Source organism: Cutibacterium sp. LaCa_286 (assembly GCF_057198075.1).
The window spans coordinates 877,797-903,019 of record NZ_CP191091.1; the positions used below are offsets into that span (position 1 = coordinate 877,797).

Annotated in this window: 19 protein-coding genes and 2 pseudogenes; 16 read left to right on the top strand and 5 right to left on the bottom strand. The window is 62.5% G+C overall.

All coding sequences use genetic code 11. The annotated features are described in order from the left end of the window. Positions 1 to 64: 64 nt before the first annotated feature. On the bottom strand, positions 65 to 265 hold the full coding sequence (locus ACP8JZ_RS03800; protein WP_021103221.1) for an antitoxin: 201 nt from the start codon (positions 263 to 265) through the stop codon (positions 65 to 67). A gap of 206 nt (positions 266 to 471) precedes the next feature. Here ACP8JZ_RS03800 and miaA point away from each other — a divergent pair, with 206 nt between their 5' ends. The 4 genes from miaA to ACP8JZ_RS03820 are packed head-to-tail and all read left to right on the top strand — an operon-like array spanning position 472 to position 5,664. Then, positions 472 to 1,344, top strand: a complete 873-nt coding sequence (gene miaA, locus ACP8JZ_RS03805) for a tRNA (adenosine(37)-N6)-dimethylallyltransferase MiaA (protein WP_371415861.1) — start codon at positions 472 to 474, stop codon at positions 1,342 to 1,344. Then, positions 1,338 to 2,192, top strand: coding sequence for a diaminopimelate epimerase (gene dapF, locus ACP8JZ_RS03810; protein WP_306516995.1), 855 nt, complete (start codon positions 1,338 to 1,340; stop codon positions 2,190 to 2,192). The genes miaA and dapF overlap by 7 nt, the downstream gene beginning before the upstream one ends. Continuing rightward, the gene (gene hflX / locus ACP8JZ_RS03815) at positions 2,189 to 3,646 is read left to right on the top strand and encodes a GTPase HflX (protein ID WP_306516994.1); all 1,458 of its coding nucleotides are present in this window, start codon (positions 2,189 to 2,191) and stop codon (positions 3,644 to 3,646) included. Before dapF ends, hflX begins: the two co-directional genes overlap by 4 nt. Then, the gene (locus ACP8JZ_RS03820; RefSeq protein ID WP_484482723.1) at positions 3,646 to 5,664 is read left to right on the top strand and encodes an ATP-dependent DNA helicase; all 2,019 of its coding nucleotides are present in this window, start codon (positions 3,646 to 3,648) and stop codon (positions 5,662 to 5,664) included. Before hflX ends, ACP8JZ_RS03820 begins: the two co-directional genes overlap by 1 nt. A gap of 158 nt (positions 5,665 to 5,822) precedes the next feature. Here ACP8JZ_RS03820 and lexA read toward each other — a convergent pair whose 3' ends face one another. Then, positions 5,823 to 6,545 (bottom strand): transcriptional repressor LexA, encoded by a 723-nt coding sequence (gene lexA, locus ACP8JZ_RS03825; RefSeq protein WP_286321486.1) that lies wholly within the window; start codon positions 6,543 to 6,545, stop codon positions 5,823 to 5,825. A 441-nt stretch (positions 6,546 to 6,986) separates the two neighbouring features. Between lexA and ACP8JZ_RS03830 the strand changes: the two genes are divergently transcribed. From ACP8JZ_RS03830 to ACP8JZ_RS03870, 9 genes and pseudogenes are all read left to right on the top strand, one after another. After that, the gene (locus ACP8JZ_RS03830; protein WP_306516992.1) at positions 6,987 to 7,352 is read left to right on the top strand and encodes a hypothetical protein; all 366 of its coding nucleotides are present in this window, start codon (positions 6,987 to 6,989) and stop codon (positions 7,350 to 7,352) included. 157 nt (positions 7,353 to 7,509) lie between these two features. After that, entirely contained in the window at positions 7,510 to 8,025 is a 516-nt protein-coding gene (nrdR, locus tag ACP8JZ_RS03835; RefSeq protein ID WP_023035440.1) for a transcriptional regulator NrdR, read from the top strand. A 73-nt stretch (positions 8,026 to 8,098) separates the two neighbouring features. Continuing rightward, complete coding sequence (locus tag ACP8JZ_RS03840) at positions 8,099 to 10,951, top strand: vitamin B12-dependent ribonucleotide reductase (protein ID WP_306516991.1); 2,853 nt, start codon at positions 8,099 to 8,101, stop codon at positions 10,949 to 10,951. Between the two features lie 517 nt (positions 10,952 to 11,468). After that, positions 11,469 to 12,428 carry a T3SS (YopN, CesT) and YbjN peptide-binding chaperone 1 gene (locus ACP8JZ_RS03845; RefSeq protein WP_484482724.1) on the top strand — a complete coding sequence of 320 codons (960 nt, stop codon included), beginning with the start codon at positions 11,469 to 11,471 and terminating at the stop codon, positions 12,426 to 12,428. A gap of 109 nt (positions 12,429 to 12,537) precedes the next feature. Then, on the top strand, positions 12,538 to 12,963 hold the full coding sequence (locus ACP8JZ_RS03850) for a pyridoxamine 5'-phosphate oxidase family protein (protein WP_023035437.1): 426 nt from the start codon (positions 12,538 to 12,540) through the stop codon (positions 12,961 to 12,963). A 34-nt stretch (positions 12,964 to 12,997) separates the two neighbouring features. Further along, on the top strand, positions 12,998 to 13,879 hold the full coding sequence (locus ACP8JZ_RS03855; protein WP_021103234.1) for a universal stress protein: 882 nt from the start codon (positions 12,998 to 13,000) through the stop codon (positions 13,877 to 13,879). Positions 13,880 to 14,068: 189 nt separating this feature from the next. Further along, positions 14,069 to 15,742: pseudogene (gene hrpA, locus ACP8JZ_RS03860) on the top strand (ATP-dependent RNA helicase HrpA); the annotation flags it as partial. 69 nt (positions 15,743 to 15,811) lie between these two features. After that, a pseudogene (locus ACP8JZ_RS03865) lies at positions 15,812 to 18,211 on the top strand (DUF3418 domain-containing protein); the annotation flags it as partial. Positions 18,212 to 18,244: 33 nt separating this feature from the next. Then, entirely contained in the window at positions 18,245 to 19,132 is an 888-nt protein-coding gene (locus ACP8JZ_RS03870) for an acyl-CoA thioesterase (RefSeq protein ID WP_484482725.1), read from the top strand. Positions 19,133 to 19,280: 148 nt separating this feature from the next. Here the strand turns inward: ACP8JZ_RS03870 and ACP8JZ_RS03875 are convergent, their stop codons facing one another. Beyond that, positions 19,281 to 20,219 carry a sigma-70 family RNA polymerase sigma factor gene (locus tag ACP8JZ_RS03875; RefSeq protein WP_021103238.1) on the bottom strand — a complete coding sequence of 313 codons (939 nt, stop codon included), beginning with the start codon at positions 20,217 to 20,219 and terminating at the stop codon, positions 19,281 to 19,283. Positions 20,220 to 20,499: 280 nt separating this feature from the next. Between ACP8JZ_RS03875 and ACP8JZ_RS03880 the strand changes: the two genes are divergently transcribed. Further along, positions 20,500 to 22,071, top strand: a complete 1,572-nt coding sequence (locus ACP8JZ_RS03880; protein WP_023035432.1) for an RNA polymerase sigma factor — start codon at positions 20,500 to 20,502, stop codon at positions 22,069 to 22,071. 303 nt (positions 22,072 to 22,374) lie between these two features. Further along, positions 22,375 to 22,845: a Panacea domain-containing protein gene (locus ACP8JZ_RS03885; RefSeq protein ID WP_306516988.1), complete on the top strand. Its 471-nt coding sequence runs from the start codon at positions 22,375 to 22,377 to the stop codon at positions 22,843 to 22,845. Positions 22,846 to 23,043: 198 nt separating this feature from the next. Here the strand turns inward: ACP8JZ_RS03885 and ACP8JZ_RS03890 are convergent, their stop codons facing one another. Beyond that, on the bottom strand, positions 23,044 to 24,204 hold the full coding sequence (locus tag ACP8JZ_RS03890) for an alpha/beta hydrolase (protein WP_306516987.1): 1,161 nt from the start codon (positions 24,202 to 24,204) through the stop codon (positions 23,044 to 23,046). A 159-nt stretch (positions 24,205 to 24,363) separates the two neighbouring features. Between ACP8JZ_RS03890 and ACP8JZ_RS03895 the strand changes: the two genes are divergently transcribed. Next, the gene (locus ACP8JZ_RS03895) at positions 24,364 to 24,849 is read left to right on the top strand and encodes a GNAT family N-acetyltransferase (RefSeq protein WP_484484266.1); all 486 of its coding nucleotides are present in this window, start codon (positions 24,364 to 24,366) and stop codon (positions 24,847 to 24,849) included. Positions 24,850 to 24,933: 84 nt separating this feature from the next. On the opposite strand, the gene ACP8JZ_RS03900 is transcribed toward ACP8JZ_RS03895, so the two are convergent. Continuing rightward, a complete protein-coding gene (locus ACP8JZ_RS03900; RefSeq protein WP_036904271.1) occupies positions 24,934 to 25,155 on the bottom strand; it encodes a DUF7455 domain-containing protein in 222 nt (73 codons plus the stop codon). Positions 25,156 to 25,223 lie beyond the last annotated feature (68 nt).

Genomic DNA, 25,223 nt, shown 5'->3' on the forward strand with positions numbered 1-25,223 from the left:
CCATGGCCCCCATTCGGAGCCTGTCGTCACCCAGTGACGGGGATGGTGTGAAGTCTCATGAACCTCAGAGGTCCTTGGCCTTGTCCTTGAGGAAGTCCTCGCCCTTGTCGATCTGATCGGAGGCCTTGCCACCGGTCTTGTCGTTGATGGCGTCGCCACCCTTGTCGATGGCGTCGTTGACCTGATCCTCATGGTCGTGGGCAGCGTCCTTGAGGTCGTCCTTGTGATCGTTGATGGCATCCTTGGCCTTGTCAAGCAGTCCCATACCGTGACTCCCTTCTGTTGGTTACCCCGATTGGGGCTGACGTGTCCAGCCTTGCAGGTGGTCATGGTGTGCACAACCAGTTGGCGCTAAATTTGTCTGAGGACCGAATCCAAGTACCCGTCTCGACCCGTGCAGAGGAATTGCCAGTGCCACTTCCCGTCATCGCCTTGGTGGGGCCAACGGCCAGTGGAAAGTCTGCTCTGGCCATCCAACTCGCTCTGGCCCTTGCTCAGCACGACCACCCCGCCGAGATCGTCAATGGTGACTCGATGGTGGTCTATCGCGGGATGGACATCGGCACGGCCAAGCCCAGCCATGATGATCGGGCCACCGTACCGCACCATCTCGTCGACATTCTCGACGTGACCCAGAGCTCATCCGTTGCGCTCATGCAGTCACGTGCCAGACAGACCTTTGTCGACCTTCGTGGTCGAGGCGTCGTACCGATCCTCGTCGGGGGCTCCGCGCTGTATTCACGGGCGATCCTGGACGAGATGACCATTCCCCCCACCGATCCTGCTGTGCGGGCGCGTCTTGAGTCAGAACTCGTCGAGGCCGGTCCACATGCTCTTCACGATCGGCTGGGTCGCCTCGACCCCCAGGCTGCCAAGGCCATTCTTCCCGGCAATGGGCGTCGCCTCGTCCGGGCCCTGGAGGTCGTCGAACTCACTGGTTCCTTCACCGCCACCATGCCCACTGGTCGTTACGACGCGCAGGTGGCCCCCGTCATCCAGATCGGTTTGACCCTGCCACGAGAGGACATGGACCGACGCATCGCCCTGCGTGTGGAGCAGATGTGGCGCGATGGGTTCGTTGACGAGGTGCGCGCACTCCCTGATCTTCCGTGCGGGCGTACCGCCAGTCGTGCGTTGGGGTACCGTCAGATCCTGCAATTCCTCGCCGGTGAGATCAACGAGGACGAGGCTTTCGAGCAGACGATTGTGCGCACGCGTAGATTCGCCCGCAAACAACTCATGTGGTATCGCAAGGACGACCGCATCTTCTGGGTCGATGCATTGTCACCCCATGCCGTGGGTGACGTGCTGACCCATCTTGAGGAGACGATGACTTCATGGTGACGACACGATTCATCAAGGGGCACGGAACTGGCAACGATTTCGTCATACTTCCCGATGACCGGTCGGCGGCCTCACCCAGTGCTCGTGAGATTCGCTGGCTGTGCGACCGTCGATTCGGTATCGGTGGGGACGGGCTGTTGCGTGCCCTGCCTGCGGGCGACGTCCCCCAGTGGGATGGTGACCCCGATCTGTGGTTCATGGACTACTACAACGCAGACGGCTCGGTGGCGCAGATGTGCGGTAACGGGCTACGGGTCTTCGCACGATTCCTGCGCACCGAGGGACTCATCGACGGCGACGAGGCCGAGGTGGCGACCCGGTCCGGGGTCAAACGGGTGCGGCTGTTCGATGACGGCACGGTACACGCCGAGCTGGGACCGGTGCAGGTGGGCGATGAACTGGTGAGCATCTCCACCACCGGGCATTCCTGCCCAGCCCGTCCGGCAGATGTCGGCAACCCCCATGCCGTCGTGGTCCTCGACGGCCACGAATCGGTGACTGGGATGGACCTCAGCTCAGCGCCGGTGTGGTCACCTGCCGAGGCCTTTCCTGAGGGGGTCAACGTCGAGTTCGTCCGCCAGGTGGGACGCACGCATGTGCAGATGCGAGTCTTCGAGCGTGGCGTAGGGGAGACGCTGTCCTGCGGGACGGGAACTGTCGCCGTGGCCGCTGTCATGGCCCGCCGTACTGGAGATCTCGGTCCGTGGCGCGTCGACGTGCCCGGCGGGCGCATCACCGTCGAACTTGCGCAATCGCAGAACGGCGAGGTGCTGGCGAGTCTCACGGGCCCTGCCGTGCTGGTGGCCCAGGGAGAGGTGCACATTCCCGATGAAGCGGTGAGCCGATGACCACTCAGCACGAGTCACCGGATTTCCCCTTCGGTGACGTGGCTGCCCCAGACGACCAGCGGGACCCGGACGGTGACCAGTTCGATCTTGAGGCACGGCTCTCGCTCACCCGAGTTCCCGGCATGTCGACCGATCTGTCCGACATCAGCGAGGTCGAGTACCGACAGCTGCGTCTGGAACGTGTCGTCCTGGTGTCGGTGTGGACCACCGGCACCGTTCAGGATGCCGAGAACGCCATGCTCGAGCTCAAGGCGCTGGCCGAGACCGCCGGATCACAGGTGCTGGAAGGGATCGTCCAACGTCGGGACGTTCCCGATCCCGCCACCTACCTGGGCAGTGGCAAGGTACGCGAATTGGCAGACCTGGTCCGTGCCACCGGTGCCGACACCGTCATCTGTGACGGCGAACTCACCGCAGCCCAGCTGCGCAACCTCGAGGACAGAGTGGGGGTCAAGGTCGTGGATCGCACGGCCCTCATCCTCGACATCTTCGCCCAACATGCTCGCAGCACCGAGGGCAAGACCCAGGTGGAACTTGCCCAACTCACGTATCTGAAACAGCGGCTGCGTGGTTGGGGGCAGAGTCTCTCCCGTCAGGCTGGTGGTCGAGCTGCCGGCGGCGCCGGTATCGGCGGTCGTGGTCCGGGTGAGACGCGTATCGAGACCGATCGACGTCGGATCGGCCATCGGATCACGGTGCTGCGGCGACGTCTCCGGCAGATGGATTCCACACGAGCCACCACTCGAGCTCGTCGCGAGCGTGATCGCATTCCGTCGGTGGCCATCGTGGGCTACACCAATGCTGGAAAGTCGTCCCTGCTCAATCGGCTCACCGGAGTCGGTGTCCTTGTCGAGGACGCCCTGTTCGCCACCTTGGACCCGACGACGCGGCGCACCACCACCCAGGACGGTCGGGTCTACACCCTCACCGACACGGTGGGTTTCGTGCGGCATCTTCCCCACGACCTCGTCGAGGCGTTCAAGTCGACCTTGGAGGAGACCGCTGGAGCAGACGTCCTCGTCCACGTCGTCGATGCGTCCGATCCCGATCCTTCCGGACAGATCGTTGCGGTACGTGATGTGCTGCGATCGCTGCAGGACAGACCACAGTCCTCCGAGATCTCCCAGGTCTCGGAGATCCTCGTCTTCAACAAGATCGATCTCATCGATGAGGTGACCCTGGCTGGGCTGCGAGCCAGCCATCCGCGTGCTCGGTTCATCAGCACTCGTACCGGAGAGGGAATTGCCGAGCTCATCTCCCAGGTCGAGCAGGCCCTGCCCACACCCCAGGAGCGAGTGGACGTCGTCATCCCGTACTCCCGCGGGGACCTCGTCGATCGAATCCACAAACATGGCACGATCCATGAGTTGGAGCACGGTGTGCAGGGGACCCACGTCATTGCTGATCTGCATCCTGGGCTGGCAGCCGAGGTTCGTGCGGTGGGGGTCCGGTAATGTCTGCTCACGAGGAGTCCGCCCGCATACTGTCGGTGGCGGTTGACGCCATCGGCGGAACGCCGCGCTCTGGCCAGGTGGAGATGGCCCAAGCCGTAGATCGGGCGATTGACGAGGAGATCCACCTGCTCGTGCAGGCCGGTACCGGTACTGGAAAGTCGTTGGGGTACCTTGCCCCGGCCATGGCCCATGCCGTGTTGGACGATGAGGCCGTGGTGGTGGCGACGGCAACCCTGGCGCTGCAGGCCCAGTTGGCGGGCAAGGACATCCCGGCCGCTCTCACCGCAGCCGAGAAGGTCCTGCCACGTCGACCGCGAGCCGCAATCCTCAAGGGCCGACACAACCATGCATGTCTGCACAAGGTGCGTGGTGGTTCTTCTCGTCCGGATCAGGACATGCTGCTCGACGACGCCGACTCGTTTGCGGCCAGATCGGACGGCAAGGGCACCGATCAGGCCAGTGAACTCGGTGCCGAGGTCATTGCCCTGCGTCAGTGGGCCGAGCAGCAGGCAGCAGAGAACGGGGTGGGCGATCGGGACGACGCGCCCGCCCACAGTCAGCAGGCGTGGGATCAGGTCTCGATGCGTGCCAACGAGTGCCTGGGAGCGCAGAACTGCCCGTTCGGGCCACAGTGTCTGGCTGAACGTGCCCGGGAACGGGCCCGTGATGCCGACATCGTCGTCACGAATCACGCGATGCTCGCCATTGATGCCATGAATGGTGGCACCCTGCTGCCCGAGCATGACGTGGTGGTCATTGACGAGGCGCATGAGGTCGCTGACCGGTTCACCGGTGCTGCCTCGGTCGATCTGTGGCCGGGACGCCTCTCGACGGTCGCAAGGCAAGGCCTCACTTGGCTTGACGATGATCTCGGTGCTGATCTGCTTGACCAGGTCGATGTGTTGCACGAAGCGTTGGAGGTCACTCGGCCAGGACGTATCACCGATCCACAGTCCCAGTTGCTCATCGCCACGACGACGTTGCGAGGACTGACTCGTCAGGCGCTGTCGGTGATGAATCCGCAGGACGAGGACGAGAAATCCGATCCGGATCGGGTGCAGGCCCATGCCGCCATGCGGGAGATCTTCGAGATCACGGACCGTGTCTGTGCCCTGCGAACCGAGGATGTCGTGTGGGTGTCGGAGTCCGAACGCGGTGAACGCAGCGTCCACGTGGCACCGTTGAGTGTGTCCGGCCTGCTGAGACAGCACGTCCTGACGACTGCGACGACGATTCTCACATCGGCGACCTTGAAGATCGGTGGTGAGCTGGGACCGGCGGCGCGTGATGTGGGACTCAGCTCGCAGGAGTACATTGCCGACGAGGCACCGGAGGTCATGGAGACCCAGTTGGGGTGGCGGGGCCTGGACGTGGGTTCGCCATTCGACTATGCACGGCAGGGGATCATGTTCGTGGGACGTTCCCTGCCCAGACCCGGGCGCGATCAGATGCCCCATGAGGTGCTGGATGCCCTGGTGCAGCTCGTCCAGGCAGCAGGAGGGCGGACTCTTGGGCTCTTCGCATCGCAGCGCAATGCCGAGGCAGCCGCACAGTACGTTCGCGAGCACTTGCACGATCTGACGATCCTGCGGCAGGGGGAGGGACATCTCGCCGAATTGACTCGCCGATTCACTGCTGAACCGCAGACCTGCCTGTTTGGAACGATGTCACTGTGGCAGGGGGTCGATGTGCCCGGCGACACGTGCCGCCTGGTGGTCATCGACAAGATTCCCTTCCCGCGTCCGGATGATCCGTTGGTGCTGGCGCGTAGTCAAGCTGTCGAGGAGGCAGGCGGGAACGGATTCATGGCGATTTCCGTGCGGCGAGCTGCGCTGCTGCTGGCTCAGGGAGCGGGACGACTCATTCGTCGATCCGACGACCGGGGAGTCGTGGCAGTTCTGGATCCCCGACTTTCCACGGCTCGATACGCGGGATATCTGCGCAAGTCGATGCCACAGTTCTGGATGACGACGGATCTGTCGACAACACTCGCAGCCTTGCGACGACTCGGGCAATAGGCGGCAGATCAACGGCACATGGTGACACTGCACCAGCTGCACCATTGGCCGGTCATCGCTTGGTCGGGCAAACCGGCAACGCCAGTGTCTCGGCCACCCTACATATCGTGATCGGGCCCCAGTAGTGGTTTTGCCGGTACTGGGTGCCAGATCGCGGGTCAGATTCGGCGCATGACGGCGACCACCTTGCCCATGATGCTGGCATGGTCGCCATCGATGGGGGAGTAGGCGGGGTTGCGTGGCAGCAGCCAGGTGTGCCCGGAGTGTTGGGAGAGCATCTTGACGGTCGCCTCGTCGTCGATGAGTGCTGCAACGATCTCGCCGTTCTCGGCTTGCTGCTGTTGGCGCACGATCACCCAGTCCCCGTCGCAGATTGCTGCGTCGATCATGGAGTCACCGTGAACCTCCAGCATGAAATGCGTACCGTGACCGAGCAACTGGGTGGGCACGGCCATGGTGTCCTCAACGCTCTGCTCGGCGAGGATCGGGGCGCCAGCCGCAATTCGACCGACGAGCGGCACGGTGATCGAGTCGGCATCACCCCCGTCGCTCACGGGGATGGAATGTGTGGTGATCGGTGCAGGGCGGTTGTGCCCCACGATCTCCAGTGCCCGTGGTCGCCTGGGATCGCGCCGGATGAATCCCTTATCCTCCAGAGCCCTGAGCTGGTAGTGCACTGACGATGTGCTGGACAGGCCAACTTGGTCGGCGATCTCGCGCACGCTCGGCGGGTACCCGCGCTCATCAACGTTGGTGACGATGAACTCGTAGACCTTGCGCTGGCGCGGTGTGAGGATCGCCGGATCTGGTACGACGTCACCGGGCGTCGGGACAGGTGTCGTCCCAGCCAGTTGTCGATGGGGGTGCTCGTGCTGCTCCATGGCATCAAGGATAATCGATCACCTCCCGGCAAAGCAAACATGTGTTCGATCCTGCGCATGAGTGTTTTCCCGGAATGTCTCACTGGAGTGTGAACCTGCTTTCGAGCCCAGGAGATCGTTTCCGCCACCCAATGGTGCTGGTTCCGGGGGTGGCGAGAGATGCAAGGTCGCCGCATCTTGCGTCTGTCGAATAGATGTTCTAATCTTCAATCGCAAAGACGTTCGATGCTGAGTCGGATGTCCCGTCTGAATTGACTGTGGCGCATGGTGCCGAAGTGACGTGTTGGCGTGTGACAGCTGCTTTCGTGGCGACGAGGAAGGTGTGCAATGAGCGTGGTGACCCGTGAGTGGGGTGTTCTGGGTTCCGCAGAAGATCGTGATGGAGCTGGTGCATCCTCCAGTCTGACTGTGGGTTTGCGGCGGAGGGAAGGATCCCGAGTCGTGCATGGCCCGTGGCCGGACGACGAGGCGGGTGACATCGAGTACGAGCCGGTCGTCCGTCTTGACAGAAGGGAGCTGGCAGCTGCACTGACTGGTTTCGATGCAGATGTCGCAGACCGATCCGCTGGCGCGGTGGACTCGATCGTCGTGTCGAGGGCAGCTGCCGTGGGGGAGGCAAGACCCCGGCGAGGGGAATTGTTGTTCTGGGACATCCTGATGGCTTTTGCCGCAGCGATCATGATCATTGGTGCGGTGACGGCCGTGGTTCGGCTGGATGCTGTTGCCGATGGTCGAGATGGGCGAGGTGTGGTGTCAGCGTTCTGGACGTCCAGTGATGACAGTGGGGTGGACAGCCAGGGATCATGACTGCTGACGCGTGTCGCGACAGTGATGATGCAAACACCATATCTAGTGGACATCTGGTGATGTAGTACTACAACTTGTGGTTGTAGTTTTGATGCACGGCGAATTGCAGGTAGTGTTCTCGAGTGTCGGAGACGTCAGGTGTGAAGGAGGATGAGTCGTGAGATGCCCATTCTGCCAGCATGATGATTCCCGAGTTCTTGATTCACGAGTCTGCGAGGACGGTACGGCGATCCGTCGTCGCAGACAGTGCCCGGTCTGCAGCAGCAGGTTCACGACGATCGAGCGCATGCAGTTGACCGTCCTCAAACGCAATGGGACTGAGGAACCCTTCAATCGAGAGAAGGTCATTGCCGGTGTGCGGAAAGCTTGCAAGGGCAGGCCGGTCGACGACTCTGATCTCGCGGTGCTCGGGCAGCGTGTCGAGGATGGGCTTCGCGCCCGCGGCATGGCTGCCATTCCGTCCGACCAGATCGGGGTGGCCATCCTCAAGCCGCTGCGTGATCTTGATCCCATCGCATACCTGAGATTTGCCAGCGTCTACCGTAACTACGACTCGATCGACGACTTCGCCGACGAGATTGATCGGCTGCGTGATGAGACAGCCAATGCCGACGATGCCGAGACCCCGGTGGAGGACCGGTACTCGACATCTTCCCATCAGCCACTTTTCTGACGGTTCCACGGCAGTTCGTCAACTGCCCGATCGACAGATCACCCCCACCCACCACCAGACAGCAGAGGGAGTCATGACCGAAACCAAAGCCACGTCGCGCACGTCGAATTCTCGACGCAAGGGGCTGCACATAGAGCGGTTCTTCAGTACTGAGGGCACTCATCCCTACGACGAGGTCACCTGGGAGCGTCGCGACGTCGTCCAGACGAACTGGCGTACCAATGAGGTCGTCTTCGAACAGCGTGGGGTGGAGTTCCCCGATTTCTGGAGCGCTAATGCCGCCACGATCGTGACGAACAAGTACTTCCGTGGTGCCTTGGGCACGGTGCAGCGCGAGGCCAGCCTCAAGACGCTCATCGACCGTGTCGTTGCGGTTTACGTGAGCACCGGCAAGAAGAATGGTTACTTCGCCACCGATGCCGATGCCACGGTGTTCGGCGAGGAACTCACGTGGCTGTTGCTGCACCAGTACTTCAGCTTCAACTCCCCGGTCTGGTTCAACGTCGGTACTGCCAGCCCACAACAGGTCAGCGCCTGCTTCATCCTCTCGGTGGACGACTCGATGGAGTCGATCCTGCACTGGTACACCGAGGAGGGAATGATCTTCAAGGGCGGTTCTGGCGCTGGAGTCAACATCTCCAGGATTCGTTCCTCCAAGGAGCTGCTGAGCAGTGGCGGGACCGCCTCCGGGCCGGTCTCCTTCATGCGGGGTGCCGATGCCTCGGCCGGAACCATCAAGTCCGGTGGTGCCACTCGCCGAGCTGCCAAGATGGTCGTCCTCGACATCGATCACCCCGACATCGAGGAGTTCATCGAGACCAAGGCGCGCGAGGAGGACAAGATCCGCGCCCTCAGCGCTGCTGGCTTCGACATGGGGATTGGCGGCAAGGACGTCAACTCGGTGCAGTACCAGAACGCCAACAACTCGGTGCGCGTCAGTGATGACTTCATGCATGCCGTGGAGAAAGGTGAGAAGTTCGGGCTTCGGGCCCGTACCACCGACAAGATCATCGAGGAGGTTGACGCTCGCGACCTCTTCGGCAAGGTGGCCAAGGCCGCCTGGGAGTGCGCCGATCCCGGTATTCAGTTCGATGACACCATCAACTCGTGGCACACCAGCGCCAACACCGGCCGCATCAACGCGTCCAACCCGTGCTCAGAGTACATGAGCCTGGACAACTCCTCGTGCAACCTGGCCAGCCTCAACCTGCTGCGGTTCCTGGATGAGGATGTCTTTGACATCGACAAGTTCCGTCGTGCAGTCGAGCTGGTCATCACTGCCATGGACATCTCCATCTGCTTCGCAGATTTCCCGACCGAGTCGATCGCCGAGATCACCCGGAAGTTCCGGCAGCTCGGTATCGGGTACGCCAATCTTGGTGCGTTGCTCATGGCCCAGGGATTGGGCTACGACTCCGACGGTGGTCGAGCCCTGGCTGCTGCCATCACCTCGCTCATGACGGGTGTGGCCTACCGGCGTAGCGCTGAACTCGCTGGCATTGTCGGCCCCTATGAGGGCTATGCCGCCAACACCGAGCCTCACAAGGCCGTCATGCGCAAGCACCGTGATGCCAATGCCGACGTCCAGCCACTGCACACCAATGACAAGGCCGTACTCGCCGCTGCCAAGGCCGAGTGGGATCAGGTCATCGAGATTGGCGACCGGAACGGTTACCGCAATGCGCAGGCCTCGGTGCTGGCGCCCACCGGGACCATCGGCTTCATGATGGACTGTGACACCACCGGTATCGAGCCGGATTTCTCCTTGGTGAAGTTCAAGAAAATGGTTGACGGTGACTCGATGCAGATCGTCAACCAGACCGTTCCGCGGGCACTCACAAATCTGGGCTATGCCCCCGAGCAGATTGCCGAGATCGTGGAGCACATCAGGGAGCACGGCTCGGTGATCGATGCCCCGCACCTGGCCGAGGAACACTACGAGGTCTTCGACTGTGCCATGGGCGCTCGGTTCATCGCCCCGATGGGTCACGTGCGCATGATGGCCGCTGTCCAGCCGTTCCTGTCCGGTGCCATCTCCAAGACGGTGAACCTTCCCGAGAGCTCAACCGTCGAGGACATTGCCGATGTTTACATGCAGGGCTGGAAACTCGGCCTCAAGGCATTGGCCGTCTACCGCGACAACTGCAAGGTGAGCCAGCCGCTCTCCGACAAGAAGGATGAGGAGGACGCCACTCCCGAGCCAGAGGTGCGTGTCGAGTACCGTCCGCGCCGTCAACGGCTTCCCAAGTCCCGTGCGGGTCGCACCACGAGCTTCCAGGTCGCTGGTGCTGGTGGTTACCTCACAACAGGAGCCTATGACGACGGTCGTCTCGGTGAGATATTCCTCAAGCTGGGCAAGCAGGGATCGACCTTGGCAGGAGTCATGGATGCCCTCTCCATCTCCGTGTCCATCGGTCTGCAGTACGGCGTCCCGCTTGAGAGCTTCGTGCAGAAATTCTCGAACCTCAAGTTCGAGCCAGCCGGCATGACCGATGATCCGGACATTCGAATTGCCCAGTCGATCATCGACTACATTGCCCGCCGCCTCGCCCTTGACTACCTCGACTTCGATGAGCGTGCCGAGTTGGGCATCTACACCGCCGCTGAACGAGCGCAGTACGTCGAGACCGGGTCGTACCAATTCGAGGACGAGGACGCCGAACTCATCGAGTCCGAGTCGTTGAAATCGACCCCAGCCGATCGAGTGCAGGTGCACGAGGATGGGGCAAATCAGCCCGGACTGTTCGATCCTGATCCCAGCGCAGCTGCCCAGGGCGAGAATGCTCACACCAGCGCTGAGCTGGTCGAGGAGATGACTGGTATGGCTGTTGATGCTCCGTTGTGCATGACCTGCGGTACCAAGATGCGCCCATCCGGGTCCTGCTACGTGTGCGAGAGCTGCGGATCCACCAGCGGATGCAGCTGATGTTCCGAGTAACTCTCATGCCATGACGTCTTCTGGCTGAGGTGGCTGAGAGGATGAGGTTTCGGGGTGCTGGGGTGATGATGAATCACTCCAGCACCCCATTTGTCTGCAGTGCGAGGACTTGTCATCACGAAGTGGCCGTCATCCCAGGAGAGCAGTACATGGCCATCTCGCCCTGTTCTGGGCCTGCGCAAGGGTAACCATCGCCACGGCGGTTGGTGACGGTCGATTCCACGCTCGACCATGCGTGTGCGTGTGCAGGGTGTCTGGCCCAGCGAGAGATCAGCTCGGGTCGCCCCTTTCCCGGTCTCGGGCATGTGCATCTCCGAGCTGAACGGGGAGCACCGGTCGCAGGAGGCGGCCCCACCGCCACGGCCCACCATCGGGAGCAGGGATTTTCGGGGTGCGCTGGATTTTCGGAGTGCGCCGGGACGTCGAGCAGGTCGTCGTTCGTCCAGACGGGCAGTTCTCCCACCACCGGTGAATCCCGGGGAAGAAGTCTTGCTAGGTTGAAGGCATGGATGAGCCAGCGGACTTTGATTTCGATCTTGATCGGAGTATCGAGCAAGCGTGGGCACAATTCACCGAGCGTCTTGCCGAGGTGGTTTCCGTCATTGACGACAACGGAAGCCTCACCATTGGCACGCCGTCGTTGCGCGATGAGATGGTTCCCTATGTCCGCTTCGTCCAGATCGATCCTGATGATCCTCGCGACGATGCGCGAATCGTGCTGCAAGCCTCCAGCAACGCCCATCTGGGCCCCTCGTCCCAGCTGACCCAGCCGCAGGTCGAGGAGATGACCCGCCTGGGGTGGCAGCTTCCCGACGAGGAGGAACTGCCCAACGATGGGCGGCTCAACCGCACTGGGAATCCCGCGCACGAGGAGGCCCTGGCACATGGCGATTTCTGGGTTCTCAGCTCGCAGAACGACTGTCATGACGTGGCAGAACTCGCCGTGACCACACTGCGAACGATTTTCAGCGTCCAGCACCCGGTGTTCCTCGCTCCAGACCAGCTTGCTGAGGTCCTGCAACCACAGGACGACAGTGAGCTCGACGGACCAGTGTTGGCCCAGCAGGTCGCCGACGAACTCACGACCATGTTCGGCCACCCACCGTTCCGTGACGAGGAGGGCGACTTCGCAATCCGTGTGGGATCGACGATGGTGTTCATCCGAGCCACCAGCGATGGGGAGGAGCTCCTGCTGTTCTCCGTCATCGTCCATGACGTCGACGGACGTTCCCGGGCCGTGGAAGTACTCAATGACCTCAACGTTCAGTCACGCTACGGGCGGTTCGCCCTGCACCAGGACCGTGTTCTCGTCACGATGTCGCTCATGGCCAAACCGTTCGTACCAGAACATTTGCACCGGGCAGTGCGCATCATGTCGCAGCTGTCCGACGGCATCGACGACGAACTCGCACGCAAGTTGCACGGACGCACGACGTTCGACAGGGACACCGAGGACTGGACCTGACTGCTGCTTTTCGTCGAGAACGTATGTGAGCACATCACTGTGGACAGAAACCCGTTCGATTCGGCCATCGCACTTCGCTACTGTGTGAGCAACAGGAGAGGAGCCAGGATTGGGTATCGGACATTTCATCACCCTCAGTGAGGAGGAGTGTCTGGAACTGCTGTCGACTCGCTCCGCCGGCAGACTCGCCTGGACCCAGGATGACGACATCGAACTCATGCCAGTGACACACCATGTCGTTGGTCATTCGCTGGTGATGCGAATCGCACCCAACACCCCCATGGCCCGTATCGGGGTGGGCCAGCGGATCGCCTTCGAGGTGGATGAACTCGACGAGGCCACCCACACCGGGTGGGACGTCGTCGCCCGGGGAACGGTCCAGTCCGTGAACAGCTACCCCGATGAGGCCGCTGTCGTGGCGGCGGGAGCACCGAAACTCACGTGGGCACCCGGTGTTCGGCGTAATGTGATGACCATCTCGATAACCTCCCTGAGTGGTCGGGCGGTCAGTTCCGACGAACCCGACGACCAATGATCGGTTGTGGTTGACCTGCCGAGGAAGGACGAAGATGACTGAGAACAGGACGCAACGTGTCGTCATTGCCGGTGTCGACGGGTCGGAGGACGGCCTGCGAGCCACGAAGTTCGCTGCCGGATCAGCCAAGGCGCGCAGTGCCGATCTGCTCATCATCCATGCCGTGGACGACAATGGCGTTGCCGGGGCATGGGGATTTGCCTATGACCGCAAGGCCTTGGAGGAGGTGGGGCAGGCCATCGTCGAGGACGCCATCAAGGTTGCTTTGGAACAGGGCCTCGACAAGGAACGCATTCATGGCGAGGTCATCGTCGGAAACCCGGCAGCCCTGCTGGCCGACCGCTCCGAGAAGGCCGAACTCATCGTCGTGGGACGCCGTGCCACCAGTGGGTTGGAGCGCATGTTCGTCGGCTCGACGTCGGTGGCCATCGCCGGAATGGCATCCTGCCCAGTCATCGTCATCTCCCAGGCTGCCACACCACACCCCGTGGGCGACAAGCACAAGGTCGCCATTGCCGTGGGGCCGCAGACCTCGAACACCAAGACCCTGACATTCGCCTGTGACCAGGCCAAGCGCTATGACGCCGAGTTGGAAGTCGTCACCGTGACCCCACCACTGCCCGCTGGTGCCACCGGTGGCTACAAGCTCACCGATGAGTCCATGGAACGCATGATCAGCGAACTCGATCAACGTCTGGCCGAGATCGCCGATCCAGTTGTCAGCTCCTACCCGGAGGTGTCGTGTCATCGACGTGTGCTCACCGGGCAACCTGTCGACGAACTGGTGAGTTTGTCGGAGACCGTCGATCAACTCATCATCGGCGTCAACAAGCACCCACTGCTCGGCTGGACTGCTGGGGGAGTGGCCCGCGGCATCATGGCACACGCCAAGTGCCCACTGGGGATCGTTCACTGATGAAACGCTGGTGGCGGTGTGTGACGGTCGGATCCACACCGCCACCACGGCGCCATCCCCGTTCCGCCTACGGCAGGCACTGACCCGACCTGCGGCAGGTACCGATCCGGGGCGCCCCAGGGACCTCCTCATCGTCGCTGCTCGTGCATCGTCCAGATGTGCCCCGTCACGCGATAAACTTGTTCGGTCATGGCTGTTACCCTGCGCAATACGTTGCCCGATGGCGGCACGATCGATTTTCCCCCAGACCTTCCCATCAGCGAGCATGCCGACGAGATCGCTGAGGCCATCGCCAGTCATCAGGTGGTCGTCGTCGCTGGTGAAACCGGTTCGGGCAAGACGACCCAGCTGCCCAAGATCTGCCTGGGGCTGGGGCGTACCCGCATCGCCCACACCCAGCCGCGCCGTATCGCTGCGCGCACGGTCGCCGAGCGAGTTGCCGATGAGATGGACGTCGAACTCGGCAACCAAGTGGGGTACCAGGTGAGGTTCACCCGGCACACCACCAGTGACACCGCTCTCACTGTCATGACCGATGGTGTCCTGCTCGCCCAGATCTCCCATGACCGCGACCTGCGAGCCTGGGACACCATCATCATCGACGAGGCCCACGAGCGCAGCCTCAACATCGACTTTCTGCTGGGCTACCTCAAACAGTTGCTGAGCAGGCGTGACGACCTCAAGGTCATCATCACCTCGGCCACCATCGACACGGCACGATTCAGTGCACACTTCGACGATGCCCCCATCATCGAGGTCTCCGGACGCACCTATCCGGTCGAGGTGCGCTACCGCCCCCTGGAGACCCAGCCCGACGACCCCGAAGAACCGGCCGAGGCCATTGACCAGCCCACGGGAATCTGTCAGGCCGTCACTGAGCTGAGCCGGGAGGGCGCGGGTGACATCCTCGTCTTCCTGGCCGGGGAGCGCGAGATCCGAGACGCCGCCGATGCCCTGGCAGACCTGGCCCTGGCCAACACGGAGATCCTGCCGCTGTACGCCAGGCTCTCCGCTGCCCAACAGCATCGGGTCTTCACGGCGCACCAGGGGCGACGCATCGTCCTGGCCACCAACGTTGCCGAGACGTCGTTGACCGTGCCCGGTATTCGCTACGTCATCGATCCGGGGACGGCCCGCATCTCCAGGTACTCCTCACGGACCAAGGTGCAGCGTCTGCCCATCGAGCCCATCAGCCAGGCCAGTGCCAACCAGCGCGCCGGACGGTGTGGCCGTGTCGCTCCGGGAATCTGCATCCGGCTGTACTCCGAGCAGGACTTCCAGACCCGTCCCGAGTTCACCGAGCCGGAGATCCTGCGCACCAACCTTGCTTCGGTCATCCTGCAGATGGCCCAGGCGCGTCTGGGGGCGATCAACGACTTTCCCTTCGTGGAGACCCCGGATCGTTCCCAGATCAATGATGGTCTGCGACTTCTCGACGAGCTCGGAGCGCTGCGTTCGGGCCACCACGACACCCCACGACTCACCAGAGTCGGTCATCAGCTCGCCCAGATCCCCATCGACCCTCGTATGGGACGCATGATCCTGGAGGGAGCCAGACGGGGATGTCTGCGGGAAATCCTCATCATCGTCTCCGCGCTGTCCATTCCGGACGTGCGAGAACGCCCCAGTGACAAGCGAGACGAGGCGGACGGTTTTCATCGCCGGTTCACCAGCGAAGCTGCTCTGCAGACGACGTTGAGTGCGGTCGATCGGTCCGACGATCACCGTAGTGGCGACTGGTCGACGATTCGGCAACGCGAGACGGCCCAAGCTGCCGTCGCTGCCACCGACACCGCCGGACGGCCGTTGCGCCACACCGTCCACACCGGGACTCGTCCGGTGAAACCCGCACAGCGTGCGAACTCGCGTGGGAAGAACCATCGGGATGCCGGTCGTGACCAGCACACGCAGGGCCAACGCACACGGGGCCAGCACATACGGAGCGGGGAATCCACGTCGCCATCGCAGGGCATCGATGATGGCGGAGACATCATGTCCATCGTGCGGCTGTGGCACTATCTGCGCCACCAACGCAAGGCGATGGGCAGCTCGGCATTCCGGCGGATGTGTCGTGCGGAGTACCTCAACTACCTGAGAATCCGGGAGTGGCAGGATCTGCACAGCCAACTCAAACGTATCGCCAAGGACCTCAAACTGCGGCGCAACGATGAGCCAGCCGAGGTGGGAGACATCATCACCGCCCTGCTCTCTGGTCTGCTGTCGCACATCGGTCTGCTCAAGACGTCGGAGACACGCACCTCGGCACGACGCAAGGGAGCACGTCCCGGTCCGCGAGAGTACCTGGGCACCCGGGGCTCCAATTTCGCCATCAATCCCGGATCGGTTCTGGCCAAGCATCCGCCAGAACTCGTCGTGGCAGTCGAGCTGGTGGAGACCTCCCGACTGTGGGCGCGCAATGTGGCGGCAATTCGTCCGGAGTGGGTGGAGCAGGTGGGCTCGCACCTGCTCAAGCGTTCCTTCTCCGAACCTCACTGGGCCGCCTCGAGCGCCTCGGTCGTGGCCAACGAACGCGCCACCCTGTACGGTGTTCCGCTGTGGACGGATCGACGCGTCAATTACGGACGCATCGACGCCCAGGTGGCACGACAGATCTTCATCCAATCGGCTCTGGTCGAACGTGACTGGCGTGCTCGTCATGACTTCCTGAGGAACAACGACGCCGTGGTGGCCCAGGCCCAGGAGCTGGAGGATCGTTCTCGGCAGCGCGGACTCATGGCTGATGACCAGGCGCTGTACGACCATTACGATCAGCGGATCCCCAGTGACATCGTCTCGGGCAGCCAGTTCAATGCGTGGTGGCGTCGCCAGGACGACAAGCATCTGCTCGACCTCACCGTGGACGACCTCATCGAGCCCGGAGCCGTGGCGGTCGACCAGTTTCCCGACACATGGCAGGTGGGAGACCTCGACCTGCCGGTGCGTTACGTCTTCGAGCCGGGATCCGGTCATGACGGAGTGACGGTGCAGATTCCCTTGCCTTTGCTGGGCCAGGTACCTCGGGAACCGTTCACCTGGCAGGTTCCCGGGCTGCGTCAGGAACTGGCAACCGAACTGGTACGCGGTCTGCCCAAACAGATTCGCACCCAGCTCGTCCCAGCACCTGATCGTGCCCGTGCGGCCTTGCTCTGGCTTGCCGACAACGGCGCCGACCACACGAAGGATTTCACCGGCGAACTTGCCCGCGCTCTCACCGCTCTCACCGGTGTCTCCATCAAGGACTCCGACTGGCATCCAGAAAATCTGTCGTCACACCTGCGGGTGGGGTTCGAGGTGCTCGACGGGTCCGGTCACCGAACAGCGGCATCGAAGAACGTCAAGAAGTCCCAGCGGCCTCGTACCTCCCAGCCCCGAAAGATGGCTCACTCGGAGGATCTGGGTCAACTGCAGGTGGATCTGGCGCCCAAGATAGCCAAGACGTTGACGAAGGCAGCCCGAACCAAGCAGATTCACGGTGCGACGAGCTGGCAATTCGGTGCCGTGCCGTCACACGTGGACGTGCGACGTGCTGGGGTCGATGCCGTCGGATACCCGTGCCTGGTCGACGAGCGCGACGGGGTGGGCACCGCTGTCAAGGAGACCCGCACTGCAGCAGATCAGAGTCACGGTCAAGGAGTCGTCCGTCTGCTGATGCTCTGCCTTCCCGACCCCACCAAGTGGGTCGTGGCACACATGTCGAACGCCACCAAGTTGTCCCTGGCCGACTCGCCGTACCCCTCGGTGCCCGATCTGTTGACGGACTGCCGACTCAAGACGGTCGACTCCCTGGCCAGGAAACACAGTGACGGGATCGCCACCATCCGCGACGAGAAGGCCTTCGACTCCCTGGCACTTCAGGTGCGGCAGGACCAGGCCGAGCGGATGGCCCAGGTGGTCGAGGAGACATCGCGGATCCTCCAGTCCCATGCCGGGGCGCGACGAGCACTGCTGAGCCTGCCCGACGGGGCGGCACGTGCGGACATGACCTCCCAACTCGAGGATCTGGTGTTCTGCAATTTCGTCTCGGCCACCCCGGACCCGTGGTTCGGCTACATGTCGCGGTGGATGGATGCCGTCGTCGTGCGCGCGGAGTCGCTGCTGCTCAACCCGGGCAGGGACGCCACCCAGATGGATGAGATCGACGTCCTGCTCGGCGAGTACGACGAGCTCTGCGCCGAACAGCCTGCTGGCCGGCTTCCTGCCCAGGTGGAGGAGGTGGGATTCATGATCGAGGAGCTTCGCGTGCAGTACTTCGCCCAGCGGCTGCGCACCCACATCCCGGTCTCTCCCAAGCGAATTCGTCAGGCCATCGGGCAGGTTCGGTCCCAATCCTGACCACGATTGCCTGGGTGGTGGCAGAGTTGATCCATGCCATCAACGACTGCAGAACTACTCGACCTGCTCGATCTCGAGGTGCTCGAGCCCAACCTCTTCCGGGGGCCACGCCCTGAGACGACCTGGCAACGTACCTTTGGTGGTCAGGTTCTGGCGCAGTCCCTCGTCGCTGGGTGCCGTACCGTGCAGGATCGCAAGGTCCACTCCCTGCACGCGTACTTCCTGCATGGCGGACGCAACGACGCGCCCATCATCTACGACGTCAAGCGGTTGCGGGATGGACGGACCCTGTCGACGCGTCGTGTTGACGCCCGTCAGCACGGCCGAGTGATCTTCACCTCGGAGGTGTCGTTCAAGACCTCCGAGGAAGGACTGGACCACAGTGATCGCAAACCGTCACACGTCCCGGATCCCGAGGAGTGCCCGACCCTGGCCCAAGCCATGGCGGCTGCCATGGGACGCGCCATGCCCATGGGCACAGAGTGGGATGCCCTCGACGTGCGTTACGCCGGTGACGGCAGCGCGTACCACCATCAGAACCATGCAACCCACATGCGGTTGTGGGTCAAGGCGAGCAGTACGCTTCCCGATGACGCCGTTACCCATCGCGCGATCCTCGCCTACCTGTCGGACATGAGTCTCATGGCCGCGGCGATCCTGCCGCACCTGCCAGCATTGCCGGCCGGTCACACGGTGAGTCCGGCGTCAATCGATCACGCCATGTGGTTCCATCGCAAGGGCATCGCGGATCAGTGGATGCTCTACGACCAGATCTCGCCGAGTGCCTCGGGGTCCCACGGATTCTCCATGGGACGGCTCATCCAGAATGGACGACTCATTGCCTCGTGTGCCCAGGAAGGGGTCATACGTGTCGTGGACGTGGCCGATCAGGGTTCACCCTTCGGCGCTCCCACGCGGTGATCGTGACACATTCATGTGGCACGGCCCTGTCCCTGTCATGATCCAGATCCGTGCCATGACATTGATGCTCAGGACATCGGGGTCACACGCCCAAGAACCCGAACCCGGAATCCAGCAGGATGTCCGGGCTCAGGCTGCGTGAGGTGTCTCAGGCAGCCATGGCCTCCTGGTTGGCCTCACGCATCGTCGCCAGGGCAGCCCGCTCGATCTGACGCACCCGCTCAGCGGTGATGCCCCACACCTTGCCGATGTCGGCGAGCTTGGCCTGACGTCCGTCGAGCAGTCCATAACGACGACGTACGACGTCTGCGGAGCGCTGGTCGAGATCCTGCAGCATCACCTCGAGCCGGGTGCGATCCTCGGCGTCGAGCACGATGGAGTCCGGGCCGGGTGCCGTCTCACGGGCAATGAGGTCGCCAAGGCTGGTGTCACCGTCGTCCTCCACAGGTGCGTCGAGGCTGACGTGGTCCCGGCCGAAGGTGACGAGCTCGGCAACCTTCTCCTCGGTGAGGTCCAGTTTTTCTGCGATCTCGAAGAGCTCGGGTTCGCGACCCAGTTCGCGTTCCAGGTCACGTCGTGCCGCCGACACCTGGTTGACCTGTTCGGCAACGTGCACTGGCAGCCGCACGACGCGTCCCTGCTGGGCAATGCCACGGCTGATCGCCTGACGCACCCACCATGTGGCATAGGTGGAGAACTTGAAGCCCTTGGCGTAGTCGAACTTCTCGACCGCGCGGATGAGACCGGTGTTGCCCTCCTGGACGAGGTCCAGCAGCGGCATCCGTGAGCGGCCGTACTTGCGGGCGACGGAGACGACCAGACGAAGGTTGGCGCGCACGAACCGGGCCATCGCAGCCTCGCCGTCCTCGGCGATCTGCTGGAGTTCCTCGGTGCTGGCCTCGACCTTCGTCTCCACGGTTCCGTCCAGGACGGCCTGGGCGAACAGTCCGGCCTCAATGCGCTTGGCGAGCATCACCTCATCGGCAGCACTCAACAGTGGGGTCTTGGCGATTCCTTCCAGATACAGGCCAACAGCGTCTTTGCCATCAATTCCGTCAGTGGTACGGACGCGAGTCTTGGTGTCCATGAGTTCCGCCTTTCAGCAGTTTTCAACCTGCGACATCCATACAAACGCGTCATGACGTCCGCGTCATTCCCTGCTCGGGTATGAGAGCCCTTGGTAGCGCGAAGTACGGGAGGTTAAGACCACAGTCGTAGTTGCCTGGTTCGCGTGCTACGACTGGGGCAGGTTTCGCCTCCCATTTGGCAATGCAGGTGTTGTGGTGCCACAATGTGACAAGGCACTTGACGCCCTCGGGGCTTTCGTGTGCCCTTAACAGGTTCTGTCCGCCTTCGAGAGGATCGCAGTGACGTCTCGTTCCACGTCCAGCACCAGCAAGTCCGCTGTCGACGAGGAGGCGAAGCCCACCAAGACGACCAGGAAGCGCACGTCGACGTCGTCAACCACACGTCGTGGCAGTGCGTCAAGGACGACCAAGTCTTCCGCTTCGGCCACCAAGTCTGGGTCTGCAGGTAAGGCCAGTGGATCCAAGACGGCCGCGAAGACCGGTACAACGAAGTCGACCACGTCCAGAACATCGGGGACGAAGAAGACTTCGGCGACCGCTGCCAAGACCTCCGGAACGAAGAAGACGACCACCGCCAAGAAGACTGCTACGAAGAAGAAGGCGTCGACGACGTCGACCAAGGCTTCCACCAAATCCACCACGACCACGCGCAAGCGGTCCACGAAGAGCACTGGCAAGAAGAGCCCGGCCAAGAAGAAGGACCCAACGATCGCCGAGGCCGCTTCCGGCCAGGTGGATGTGGAAGCCAAGCGCGAGGGTGACGAGATCGTCCTCACCATCGGCGGCAAGAAGCGCAGCCTCGACGACATCGACGATTCCAAGTACGACCCCAAGCAGGCTGCCAAGGACGAGGCGGAGCTCAACAAGGAGGCGCAGGGTTTCGTCGTCTCCGACAACGACGACACCGATGAGCCCGAGCAGCAGGTCATGGTTGCCGGTGCGACCGCCGACCCTGTCAAGGACTACCTCAAGCAGATTGGCAAGGTGGCGCTCCTCAACGCCGCCCAGGAGGTTGACCTGGCCAAACGTATCGAGGCCGGACTGTTCGCCGGTGAGCAGTTGAGTGATCCGGATGCCAGCGTGGCCGACGCCGATCGCGCCGACTACGAGTGGATCGCCGAGGACGGAGTGGTGGCCAAGAACCACCTGCTCGAGGCGAACCTGCGTCTCGTCGTCTCGCTGGCCAAGCGCTACACCGGCCGCGGCATGCTCTTCCTCGACCTCATCCAGGAAGGCAACCTCGGCCTCATCCGCGCCGTCGAGAAGTTCGACTACACCAAGGGCTACAAGTTCTCCACCTATGCAACATGGTGGATCAAGCAGGCCATCACCCGTGCCATGGCCGACCAGGCGCGCACCATCCGCATCCCGGTGCACATGGTCGAGGTCATCAACAAACTTGCCCGTGTCCAGCGCCAGATGCTTCAGGACCTTGGCCGGGAACCCACTCCCGAGGAACTAGCCAAGGAACTCGACATGACCCCCGAGAAGGTCGTCGAGGTCCAGAAGTACGGCCGCGAGCCGATCTCGCTGCACACCCCGCTGGGTGAGGACGGCGACTCCGAGTTCGGCGATCTCATCGAGGACTCCGAGGCGATCGTCCCGGCAGACGCCGTGAACTTCACCCTGCTGCAGGAGCAGCTGCACGACGTCCTCGACACCTTGTCCGAGCGTGAGGCGGGCGTGGTGTCGATGCGCTTCGGCCTCACTGACGGTCAGCCCAAGACCCTTGACGAGATCGGCAAGGTCTACGGCGTCACGCGTGAGCGGATCCGTCAGATCGAGGCCAAGACGATGAGCAAGCTGCGTCACCCGAGTCGCTCCCAGGTGCTGCGCGACTACTTGGACTGAGTGGACCGAGCTGGAACGACACCGCTGGTCGTGGGTTCTCCGAGCTGTCCTGGCCTGAGGAGGATTCGGAGTTCAGCGATACGTTCCACTTCGTGGTTGCCGGTGGCGATCGAGTACCTGCGTTGCTTTGACGTGGGTGAGCAGCCTGTCCGTGACAGTTCACTGAGCAGATTCTCCGTGAGATACAATCAGGAACAATGGTCTTGAACATGACAAGGTCACGGGGGGAGGGCGACAATGACCACTGCATACGAGATTGCTTCGCACATCCGTTCCAGGCATGAGTTCTCTGGGGAAATACAGATGCACAAGCTCTTGTACTATGCCCAGGCGTGGTCCTTGGCATGGGACGGGGTGCCTCTCTTCGATGGCAGGATTGAGGCGTGGAAGAACGGCCCGGTGGTTCCGAGTCTGCGCCACACCACGGTCATGGCTGACGAGGACGTGCGTCTCACTGACCAACAGAAGGCCAGTATTGACGCGGTCCTTGCCCACTATGCTGACAACTCGGGCACTGCTCTTGGCGAGTTGAGCCACGGTGAGCGTCCTTGGCAGGAAGCACGTGGTGATTGCGCTCCCGGTGAGAATTGCAGTGCACCCATCACACATGATTCCATGCGTCGCGCTTACTCTGCCCAGAGCATGGCCGGTGTCGGACCACGGCGTGTCGCCGTCCCGAGTGGACGTCAGGTGGCCGACATGGACGACGTACTGAGTGGCTGTGCTGCTGCCACCAAGCGGTGGGAACGTGCACTCACCCTGCTTGCCCAGTGACGAATGCTTCACCTATCGGCCGGTGAAATAGCAGAACACGAACTCTGTCTGACACTCCCGCCGCAACGCCTGCCGATGAGTTCCCGATCGAGGCACTGAGTGATCGTACATGATCGCGAGCGACATGTCGTGCAGCTACTCGATGTCGGGGGATGCAGATGGCCTGACGGACCACGGCATCGCCGTCGGGGGCGAGGCTCAACGCACCTGTGCCAGCCATGCTCTCAGCACCGAAACAGTTGACTGGTATCCCAGCGAGTTGCGAGTCTGTGAGTCAAAGGCATGATCGAGCAGTGGAATCTTCACATCTGTGACGTCAGCTCCGGCAGCACGGGCTCTGGCGACGAACCTGTCAGTGCCGGAGGGTGGGACGAGGGTGTCGCGTCCGCCGCGCACAATGAACGTGCGCGGTGCCTTGGGTGAGACCCACGTCACACTGTTCGCGTAGCGGTACCGGTCAGGATACTGCTCCGGTGTCCCACCAAGGTACTCGGTGGCTGCATGGTTGATCCCCAAGGCCTTGAGTGAGGCCAGTTGGGTGAGGTCAAGGGCAGGGTAGAGTCCGATGACTGCAGCTGGTTCATGCAGTTTGCCGCAGGACGTGGACGCCTTGCCCTGGGCAATCTGGTAGCTCAGATTGATGGCCAGTTGCCCGCCAGCAGAGTCTCCCATGATCACCATTGACGAGGTGTCGGCGTCCAGTCGGTCGGCATGGGTTCCTGCCCAGGCCCAGGAACATGCCACTGCCTCAGGAGCCTTCTCCCATGTTGCTCTGGTCGGAGTGGACAGCGGATAGCTGGGGCGTACGACGACCCAGCCAGTGTCAGCCAGGGAACGCAGTACCGCTGGCATTTTCGCGTCGGTGTTCCAACCGCCACCGTGAATGTCGACCAGCACCGGATGTGGCCCGGGGGAGTGGGGTCGGTAGACCTGAATCGACTGCCCCTTGCGGGGCGTGTCATGCAGGACTTCATCTGGTGGAGAGATCATCGAGGCTGTGTGCAGAGCGCTGAGAGGATTGGCCGTCCCGCCAGCGTGCCTCACGGTCACCGGGGTGGTCACGCATACGGTCAGTGGCAGCACGAGACCGATCGTGGTGAGTATGGCTGCGATACGACTGGCTCGCTCGGCGCGCCGGCCCAGCCAAGCCATTGTCAGTGCGACAAGGGCGGCGACGACGCACCACGGTGCGGTGGACGACAGGAGGACTGATGCTGCCAGACCAGCGTTGTTGAGGCTCGGGGTCAGTTCCATGATGGTGAGCAGCACCAGCACGCTCCCCATGAGTATGGCGGTGGCAGTGAGGAGCTTGGTGGTCACTCCAGGCAGGTGCCGGGTGGATCGGGATGTAGAGCCCATGTGTCCACGATAGGACCAGTCCTCAGATTCTCTGCCGTGGACGATTCTTGGGTACCGAGATGTTTTCACTTCATGGCCTCGGCGATGCCTCTGTGTGGCTAAGCTTCTGGCATGGACACATCATGCAGCGTTGCCGACCGTCAGCCACAACATCCTCGGGTGCGCAGGGCGACCGGGGAGGACCTTCCGGATGCAGCTCGTGTTCAGTCCGAGTGTTTGGCCGAGATAGGTGCTGGGTCCATCGATGCCGACGTCCTTGCTGCACTCACGAGTGAGGATGCGGTGGAGTCAACGGTTGAGCAGTGGCGGCAGCTCTACGATGAGGGCGCTCAGTTCTGGGTGCTTGATGACGACGGTGCGATCGTTGGGGTTGTCATGACACGACGCATGCCACCAGCAGAGGCGCCGACCACCTTGGAACTTGCCACCATCCACGTCATGCCGCGGGCACGACTGCAAGGAGTGGCCGATGAGCTCTTGAGCACCGCCATTGGTCAGGAACCGGCATTCGTCTGGGTGCTGAACACGAGTGAGCACGCCATCGGGTTCTTCGAGAAGAACGGTTTCAGCCTGGACCACACCGCAGGGTCCTTGGACAACACCTTGGGCGGGATCCCGCTGCAACGCATGGTTCGGGGAGTGTGACCTCAGCGGGGGTCAGCGTCAGCGAGTGGGTGGCTGTCGCTGCGGTGATTCCTGCCCAGGGGCCTCATCGGGCGGCCGGACTGATCAGTGAAGCTTGGCGGACTCGTCCTGGATGTGGAGGGCAACCTGCTTGAGCTTGTCCTCATGCATGTGTGCGTGGTGAGCGCAGAACAGTAGTTCACCGCCGTTGTTCAGCGTGACACGGTAGTAAGCCTGTGCTCCGCATCGGTCGCAGCGATCCGCAGTGGTCAGTGCGGTGTCCTCGATCATCATGGTGCTCATGGCTTCCTCCTCTGACGCTGGCATATGGTGTCGCAACGCAACGACACCATCGCTTGTTCCCGATTCGCTCCTGACATTCCTGAGCCACGGTT

Excerpts from the sequence above, each read along its gene's own strand:
- ACP8JZ_RS03870 (WP_484482725.1), top strand. The coding sequence starts at position 18,245 with ATGCCATCAACGACTGCAGAACTACTCGACCTGCTCGATCTCGAGGTG.
- ACP8JZ_RS03845 (WP_484482724.1), top strand. The coding sequence starts at position 11,469 with ATGGATGAGCCAGCGGACTTTGATTTCGATCTTGATCGGAGTATCGAG.
- ACP8JZ_RS03875 (WP_021103238.1), bottom strand. The coding sequence starts at position 20,219 with ATGGACACCAAGACTCGCGTCCGTACCACTGACGGAATTGATGGCAAA.
- ACP8JZ_RS03900 (WP_036904271.1), bottom strand. The coding sequence starts at position 25,155 with ATGCCAGCGTCAGAGGAGGAAGCCATGAGCACCATGATGATCGAGGAC.
- ACP8JZ_RS03885 (WP_306516988.1), top strand. The coding sequence starts at position 22,375 with ATGCACAAGCTCTTGTACTATGCCCAGGCGTGGTCCTTGGCATGGGAC.
- lexA (WP_286321486.1), bottom strand. The coding sequence starts at position 6,545 with ATGGAGCAGCACGAGCACCCCCATCGACAACTGGCTGGGACGACACCT.
- ACP8JZ_RS03890 (WP_306516987.1), bottom strand. The coding sequence starts at position 24,204 with ATGGGCTCTACATCCCGATCCACCCGGCACCTGCCTGGAGTGACCACC.
- ACP8JZ_RS03800 (WP_021103221.1), bottom strand. The coding sequence starts at position 265 with ATGGGACTGCTTGACAAGGCCAAGGATGCCATCAACGATCACAAGGAC.
- ACP8JZ_RS03855 (WP_021103234.1), top strand. The coding sequence starts at position 12,998 with ATGACTGAGAACAGGACGCAACGTGTCGTCATTGCCGGTGTCGACGGG.
- ACP8JZ_RS03840 (WP_306516991.1), top strand. The coding sequence starts at position 8,099 with ATGACCGAAACCAAAGCCACGTCGCGCACGTCGAATTCTCGACGCAAG.
- hflX (WP_306516994.1), top strand. The coding sequence starts at position 2,189 with ATGACCACTCAGCACGAGTCACCGGATTTCCCCTTCGGTGACGTGGCT.
- dapF (WP_306516995.1), top strand. The coding sequence starts at position 1,338 with ATGGTGACGACACGATTCATCAAGGGGCACGGAACTGGCAACGATTTC.
- ACP8JZ_RS03820 (WP_484482723.1), top strand. The coding sequence starts at position 3,646 with ATGTCTGCTCACGAGGAGTCCGCCCGCATACTGTCGGTGGCGGTTGAC.